The following is an 8,430-nucleotide window of genomic DNA, read 5'->3' as shown; positions in this document are numbered from 1 at the left end:
AAGTAATAGCGGAAGTTAGCTCTATATTTCGGTTACTTATCCGATAAGCAGATATTGGGTTTGACTTCCTAATTCCCAAAATCCCGAACGTATAAACACGGTTCATGATGTGCAGCTAAAAGCTTTAATGTCTCACAAGTGATATTTTGTTTGACAAAACAAATGAAAACAAAATTTTTGAATTAATTACAGATTTATAAAAAAAGTGATAATAACTTAACACTAATTTTTTAATGAGCTAAGATTTTCCTGATATTCGGGAGTGTGCGGGAATAAATTTCCAGGCTGTATAGGATATATTATATTAAATCCGGAACCTAAGGGGATCAGTATCAGGAATAACGACAGCATAATAAAAATAAAGTGTTATTCTTCTATTCCTTCAAATAATTATCCAGCGGAACAAGAAGATTGTTCGCAGTACTAAGTTCTTGTGCGAGCGACTGTGCCTCTGTGATCATTTCGGTTGATAGACCACGGGTAGATGAAATATTTCGCTTAGCGTGGTTTTGAGGTGATGGATCCATAGTCGCCGACACCAGGAGCAGGGCAACACCTGCGACTTTGTTTTCTTGTACCCCCTGGCCGCGAACATAGAGCATGCCCAGGTTACCAATAGCCAGCGGATCTCCTTGCACCGAAGCCTTACGATACCATTTATTTGCTTTTGAATAATCAATCCGGGTGCCACGTCCATTTTCATAAAGCACCCCCAGATTAAATTGCGCAGCCGAATTATCCTGAAGAGCGGATTTGGTATACCATTCAATTGCTTCCATCTCATCCTTGCTTACTCCTATACCCTGCTCATACATCAAACCCACATTAAATTGGGAATCGGCGTGACCATCATTTGCCGCTGTGAGAAACTCCTCATAAGCCAGGGGTAGGTTATTAGCTTGATACGCAGCAATTCCAGCCCGGAAATTCGGATTTTCCTTGTCTTGGGCAAGGGTCCCGACCGTAAATGCCATTGTGGCAATGATACATGCATTTAAAGCAAGAATTTTGAAGCTGTAGGATAACATAATGTATTGTTTCTTATTTACTCCAATTTACAAATTAAAAAGCAGAAAACTTTTGCGATAACTAAGGGGCTTTGGAAGATGGAGACATCATTGGTTTCACCATTTTTATGCAGTATTTCTTATAATCCGTTTTCTGCAATTGCTGAGGTACTTTTAAAGGTGTATTATTAATTCTAATTAATGTTCTGATACAAATTACTGAAATAAAAAAAACCATCAGTTATGATGGTTTTACCTAAAATTTTTGGTTTTCGGGTTTTAGACAACTTCCACATTTACTGCGTTCATTCCCTTTTGTCCTTTTTCCAAATTAAACTTTACGTTGTCGTTCTCTGGTTTTATAAAACCAAATCCTTTGGTCCTATTAAAAAATTTTACTGTTCCTTCTGTCATTATTTAAATATTTATTATTAATTATTTTTTTATTTATTGATTAATACCGGTGTTACAGCCGGTTCTGCTCTGCCTAATTCTCGAAGCATTTTTATATGATCCCAAATAGCGGCTCTGAGTGTTTTTTTGGTATGATAGGGAATGCCGTATTCCTTGGCTGTAAGTTCTATAATACCAGATAATTTCTTATAGTGGATATGACAAATATTAGGCAATAGGTGATGCTCTATTTGGTAATTTAATCCCCCAATTAACCAGGATAAGAATCTGCTTTTAGGTGAAAAATTACTTGTTGTTGCCAGTTGATGTGCATGCCAGTCTCCTTCCAGCATTCCTTCCCCGTCAGGTAATGGAAAATCTACATTAGGCATAATATGTGCCACCTGAAACACAATACTGATCAAAATACCGGTTACAAAATGCATACTTAGAAAAGCCAGAATAATTATCCATGGTGCCAGTGGTACTACTAAAAGTGGGAGGATTAGTGCATACGAATAATAGAAAATTTTCCATCCTATTAATTTTGCCAATTCTGTTTTAAATTCATTTTTTTTACTAAAAAACCCTTTCTTTCTATAACGATTTATTCTAACAAAATCCTTAGAAGTAATCCATGAAATAGTAGACAACGCATAGAAAAACCAGACGTATATGTGTTGAAACTTATGCAACCAGTTCTTTTTTGCATGCGGTGAAAACCGCAGGACAGACGGAGGGTTTATATCATCATCTGATTGATCAATATTTGTAAAAGTATGATGTAAAACATTGTGCTGAATCCTCCAAACTGTTGAGTTTGCGCCAATAAGGTTCATGGTGTACCCCAGGTATTTATTAACATATTTATTTTTAGAATAGGAGCCATGAATAGCATCATGCATAATACCCATACCAATTCCTGCCATGCCAAATCCACTAATAATGTAGAGGATAAATATAAATCCGGCACTGCTTATAAGACCACTGTTTATAATTAACATAGGTATAATAAATAATGATAACATTAATATGGTTTTTAAAACCATGCTTATGTTGGCATGTTTACTAAGATCATTTGTTTTAAAATATGTATTCACCCTTTTTTTTAAGGTCTTTGAAAAGTCTGAACTTCTTCTTTTTGAAAATTTTGGATTTTTAATATCAGATCATTTTAGTTTTATAGCTTTTTACCGGCTTTTGAAATTAACGAACATATTTATTCCTCGTTCATTAAAGAGGGTGGGCCGATAAATAATTTTAGAATTTTTAGAGAAACTAATTGAAGCAGATAAAGAAAATTACTTTTCACTTAAAAGTACATCTAAAGCAGAATCTCTTCTTCCTATAATTGGCGTATAAAATATTTTTTTGCACTATTGCTATTAAAAACTGAAGAGAGCGGGAGTAAATTAAAGATCCGGGGAGATCGAAATAAAGGGAAGCTTTCTAACCTTTTAATGGTGTAAAGGTAGACCCTATTTAATGTATTCTTCCTAATAATGTGTTAAAGTACTAAAAATGAGTATTTTATTTGTAAGCTTAATTAAATTTCAACCACTTTCTATTCCTTAATTAACAATTAATGTTTTACCAAATATTACCGCAAAAGCAAGTCGTGTTAAGGATTTTCATTTTAGGGTGTAAAGATAATATGAGCTTTAACTACTAATTATTTTCATTATTTATCAATACCATTTATTCAAATATTTCTTCCACTGTAATTTCATAGTTGAGTTTGGTATGTTGGTTTATGATTATTTTATGCATAAAGTCGAAACGGTTATGTTCATTTTATGAGACCTGGTTTACGTCAGGTATTTGGTGCGGACATTATCAAAATTTAGCATGATGCCACAATATCCTAATTTTATATGGAAAAAGAACCGTAAAATTCATTTTGAACAAATTACATGAATTTATAATAGTTTTATTAGATTATTTCTCAAAAGGCAGCCTGTTTAATCATATTTTGAAAAGATACGTAGGGCGCTACTAGTTTTATCTTTGTATTCAAAAGCTTTTTAATTTGTGCATAGTTCCAGCCCATTATATGAGGCACTAATAAGAAGCAATGACTCTATTTTAATTCTACTCTTCATTCCCAACTTTTGTGTATTTTAGAAAAGTAATAGAAATGCAAATCCAACGACATCGCTAACAGTGGTCAGCTCTATATGAAATACATCTTACGTTTCTATTTTGTGGTACTTTGTGTTTTAACAATATGGTCGCCTTTAATGGCCCAGGACCACTTGTCCGAGGATATTAATGATATTCCCGAACCCATGATTTTTGATTTGGTACGTGAATTGGGAGCCAGGAAAGGTGAGCTGGAGATTAATGTGCTTGCGGAATTTCCTTTGAATAATGCTTCTTCACGACATATAGAATGGGCTCCGGAAATTGAATATGCCATTTGGGACAATTTTGCTGTAGAATTTGAACTGCCTATTGAAGATGACACACTAGAAGCCTTAAAAGCGGCCTTGCAGTATACTTTCGGCAAATCCAAATCCGGAAACTTTATCCATGGGGTACAATTCATGGTAGAAAAAATAAGGAGCACAGATAAATGGGACCTTAGCCTGCTTTATATCCCTGCTTATAGATTCAATGCTACTTGGAGTATACTTGCCATGCTGGGGTTGCGCCAACAGCTTGGTTCAGATTCACAGAATAAAACAACCACACTGCTTCTGAACGCAACGATTTTTGCTGAAATCAGTAAACGTGTTACGCTTGGGTTGGAATTCAATAATTCGGACCCGGGGAATTTTGATGAAGAAGAGGAGCTCGAATTGCTCGCCATGCCGCAGGTACATTTGGAGTTCTCTGAACATTGGTCTTTACAAACAGGGATAGGATGTGAATTTGGGGCTTCAAAAGTTAATGTTACCGGCGCTATTAGGATGATTGCAGAGTTTTAAGAACTAACTTTTTAGCATTTATTATGCACTTATAGTCTTCTCTTTCTTAGATTTGATAGGAGGTTCCTCTTTCTTTTCATTGACAAAGTACATGTCCATCATACCCTTGTTTTTAACATGTATTTGCCCTCTGTGCTCACAGTTATACCGGTCTCGGATAAGTAAATAGGTGCTTTGAGAAACATTTACCCTTCCCGGTTCTGATAAAGATTCCATACGAGATGCCACATTAACCGTATCTCCCCAGATGTCATAGGCAAATTTGCGGGTTCCCACCACACCGGCAACAATACCCCCGGTATTAATGCCAATTCGCACATCAAAAGGCACAATATCCTTAGGTGGATTTAATTTGGTCTCTTCCATCACCCGGGCTATTTCAAAAGCGGCCTGTACCATTTTATAAGGATGGTCCTTGGTAGGAAAAGGCAAGCCCCCCGCACACATATAGGCATCGCCAATGGTTTTAATTTTCTCAAGACCGTATTTCTCCATGATGGCGTCGAACTTCGAAAAATAATAATCCACTGTTTTAACCAGTAATTCCGGGGACAGGTTTTGTGAATAGCTGGTAAAGCCTTTAAAATCTGTAAACATTACGGTTACCGACTCAAATTTCTTGGCTTTTACCTTTCCGTTCTGTTTTAGTTCAAGGGCGGTCTCATCCGGGAGAATGTTTAGTAAGAGGTTTTCAGATCGGTTTTTTTCCTCTTCGATGATCTTATTGGTTTTCTTAACGTAGCGGTAGCGTTTATAGGACCCTACAGCAAGTACAAAGACTAATAGCAGTCCTAAAACAGTTCCGTAGATGACATACTTCTGCCTTTTGGCCTGTAAGTCAGCAATTTGTGCTTCCTGCTCCAGGAGCCCTATTTTATCCTGATTCTGCTGGTTTTCAAAATCGAACTGTAATCCTCTGATCTTGTCATCAGTTTCCATGTTGTATATGGAATCCTTTTGGGCCAGAAACTTTGTCTGGTAGTCAAAGGCATTATTGTAATCCCCTATTGCCACATAGCTTTCGGACAACCCCTGATAGATATCTCTCAGACCCTTGTTGGTCTGAAGTTCTTCAGCCAGGAATTCTGCCTCCTTGTAAAGATCAACAGCTTTCTTAAAGTCAGTATTTTTGTACATCCCCCCCAGGCCGATAAGTGCGTTGAGGGTCTCCAGCTGCTGATTTTTCTCTTTGGCGGTCTTATACGATAGATTTAAATAGTCAATGGCTTTATCGCGGTTACCCATGGCATTTTCAATTACTCCCATTTCTTTAAGGATATGTGCGTAATCGGATGTATTCTCTGTTAAGGGTAAGGCCCATTGATAGGCTAACAGGGCACGGTCATATTGCTGTAGCTTGTTATAGATTTCGCCCACACCCATATAGTAGTAGGTAGTGATCTGTGGGTTTTGAAGAGCAGGTAGGTACTTTTCCAGACGTTCGAAGTACTCCAGGGCTTTGTCATAGTCTTTAAGGTCGCCGTAGACCGCACCTATATTAGGCAACACCGAGGTGATCCTAAATGTGTCCTTTGTTTTCTCTGCAAAATAGAGCGACTGCAAATAATAGTAGAGGGCCTTTTCACTTCCCCCCTGACTTAAATAGACACCCCCAAGATTGTTGAGTATATTGGCCATCCCGCTGGTATCCCTGACTTTTTCAAAACTTTCCAGGGACTGGGTCCAGTAGTCCATGACCGCGAGGTAATTTCCCTGGTAATAATGGCCCAGGCCTATATATTTCTGAGCTAGTGCCTGCCCTGCATCGTATTTGATATCAGCCGCCATATCATTAGCTTCTATGGCATAGGCAATTGCATTTTCTATATCCTCATTTGAAAGGACCGCCAGACTAAGTCGGTTTAGCGTATTTACCGCAGCAGTATCGCGCTTTCCCTTTTCGATGATGGATTTTAAGCTATCTATTTGTATTGCCTGGGCCTGTATCCCAAAGGATAAAAAAAGCAATGCTACCATCAGTAAAACACTGTAGGTATAGCCGTCGCAATAACTTAATGCTCTTTTTTCTTTAATCATTGCTTTATAACACTGTATACCTGAACTTCATCCTGCATACTAAAACGGAGGATATACATTCCGTCGTAATATCCACTCATGTCGATTTCGTGTGTTACCGGTCCGGATCTTCCATCCAGGGTTGACGATAGGTGTAAGATACCAAATATATCGAAGACATCGAGAGTAACCCATTCAGATAAATTCTGATCTATAAATAAGATACCATTTGTAGGGTTTGGATATATGATAAAAGAGCTCTCGAAGAACTCGCTGGTTATAAACCCTGCATCGCATCGATTCGAATTTGAATTGGCCTGGGAGGTTGTGGAACTCTTATGCGTGCTGTCTCTGCTCGTCAGTTCCCACTTCAGGGTATTTCCGTCAAATCGGATCTGGAAGGTATTCTCTCCCGGAAGGAAAATAAAGGGAAGTTCTCCACTGCTGTCAGCCGGACCTGTGAGTTGATTCTCAGGACCCTCCAGAATATATATGGTTTCATCATTAGGGTTTATATAACGGTAATGCGCTATATAATTGAGCCCGCTCGGATCACCAAAACTTTCCTCCACACAGTCCAGGTAGGTTCTGATCTTGCGCAGATTATTACCCGTGGGATTGATGTAAACGGTGCCTATACGGTCGGGAGTGATACTGTAATTCTGAGGTTCATCAATTGAAATAAAGAATATTCCGGATGCCCCTGGAGTATAATCATTACCATCAGCATCTTTATATACATAAGGAATACCGCCTGGGAATACATCATCTGCTGTCTCATCATATTCGAAGCCCTCTATCCTAATATCAATGAGGGATGGGTCTATCTCATCCCCCTGATCGATAACTAGGTCGCCTATCGAAACCGTAAGTGTGGAAGGATTAACAATAATCGTACCCGGACTGTAAGTGATGTCAAAATTATAGGCAATTGGATCTAGTATGGTACCCGGAAAAGAAGAGTGAACTTCAGGAGACAGAGTAACGTCGAGTCCGGTTATCAGGTTCAGTGAGTAGAAACGGGAAATTGGCTCATCTCCGTCACCATCATAGACAATTGCAAAGACCTCCGAATAGTCATTCTGATCATCTGCCCCACCCACATTGCTATCATTTACAAGGGCTTTAAACCCATTTGTAATAGTACCGAAGGAGGCATTTCCATTAAAGAGATCTTCACTGTTTACCAAGGCTTTAAAATCATTCACAAGCGCCTTAAAACCATTGGTCAGATAATCGGAATAATCATCAAAATGGGAGGTATTGAGATTGACAAGGTTCATTTCATTAACCAGGGCTTTGAAGCCATTTTGAAGGGTTCGTTCCGTAGAAATCCAGCTACCATCCTCAAGAAGGTTTAGTATGGCCAGCTGTTCATCGTTGACCAGGGCTTTAAAACCATTGATCAGAGCCAGTGTATTCTCAGGATAGAAAGTAACGGAATGTGCCTCCGAGATAGCTGAAAGGAAAGCTTCATTGTCTGTTATGCCCGCAGTAATGTAGTTATAACTCAGATTCAGATTGATGGCTTCCCCATAAGTAACCTCAAGGGGATCAGGTATAATTTCGAGTGCCTTTTTAGCAACCGAAAGAGAGCCGCTTTTAAAAGTTACTATATACTCCGGGAGTTCTGTGACCTTTGTTGTACTACAGTTTACCGTACCCTCAAAACATGGAAAAATTGTATAATTACTTACTCTGGGATATGGAGGTTCAGCATTGGTATCAAATATAATTTCAGGCAATGGAGAAAGCCCCAATTCTAGAAGCACCTCGTTCAGGCTTTTGTCATCGGGAAGACCATCTGCGTAAGGTGCGGGAAGTCCTTGTACGGTGAAGTCAAATTTATCTTCATAGGCTTGGCCGTATTCTATTTCCACTTCATTTGCGGTAATTCTCAACGCTATTCTTCCATCCTCAATGATTGGCAGCGCATTGGAATCGCCCCCATTGTTTACAGTGCCGGCCAAGGGAGCAGTATTTACAACAACATTCGGGTTGCTAATAAAGGGTGGTACGGTAACCACAAGCAATGTGTCTGTTCTGGTAGTTTCATCTACTTCTAACTCTATTCGGTCTTCCCC

6 protein-coding genes are annotated in these 8,430 nt (G+C 38.7%); 1 reads left to right on the top strand and 5 read right to left on the bottom strand.

Annotation, left to right across the window (positions count from 1 at the left end):
• Positions 1-374: 374 nt before the first annotated feature.
• From Q0X77_RS14880 to Q0X77_RS14870, 3 genes are all read right to left on the bottom strand, one after another.
• A complete protein-coding gene (locus Q0X77_RS14880; RefSeq protein WP_297798617.1) occupies positions 375-1,028 on the bottom strand; it encodes a tetratricopeptide repeat protein in 654 nt (217 codons plus the stop codon).
• 258 nt (positions 1,029-1,286) lie between these two features.
• Positions 1,287-1,421: a cold-shock protein gene (locus Q0X77_RS14875; RefSeq protein ID WP_297798616.1), complete on the bottom strand. Its 135-nt coding sequence runs from the start codon at positions 1,419-1,421 to the stop codon at positions 1,287-1,289.
• A gap of 29 nt (positions 1,422-1,450) precedes the next feature.
• Positions 1,451-2,428 (bottom strand): acyl-CoA desaturase, encoded by a 978-nt coding sequence (locus Q0X77_RS14870; protein ID WP_297798615.1) that lies wholly within the window; start codon positions 2,426-2,428, stop codon positions 1,451-1,453.
• A 1,149-nt stretch (positions 2,429-3,577) separates the two neighbouring features.
• Between Q0X77_RS14870 and Q0X77_RS14865 the strand changes: the two genes are divergently transcribed.
• Positions 3,578-4,330, top strand: a complete 753-nt coding sequence (locus Q0X77_RS14865; protein ID WP_297798614.1) for a hypothetical protein — start codon at positions 3,578-3,580, stop codon at positions 4,328-4,330.
• Positions 4,331-4,351: 21 nt separating this feature from the next.
• Here the strand turns inward: Q0X77_RS14865 and Q0X77_RS14860 are convergent, their stop codons facing one another.
• The gene (locus tag Q0X77_RS14860; protein ID WP_297798613.1) at positions 4,352-6,367 is read right to left on the bottom strand and encodes an adenylate/guanylate cyclase domain-containing protein; all 2,016 of its coding nucleotides are present in this window, start codon (positions 6,365-6,367) and stop codon (positions 4,352-4,354) included.
• The coding region (locus Q0X77_RS14855) for a T9SS type A sorting domain-containing protein (protein ID WP_297798612.1) at positions 6,364-8,430 on the bottom strand (2,067 nt) is incomplete at its 5' end. The genes Q0X77_RS14860 and Q0X77_RS14855, both read right to left, overlap by 4 nt.

The organism is uncultured Eudoraea sp., assembly GCF_947258925.1.
In the GTDB taxonomy this organism is placed as follows: Bacteria; Bacteroidota; Bacteroidia; order Flavobacteriales; family Flavobacteriaceae; genus Eudoraea.
The sequence above is the reverse complement of the archived record's forward strand: the minus strand, read 5'-3'. Positions and strand labels throughout refer to the sequence as shown.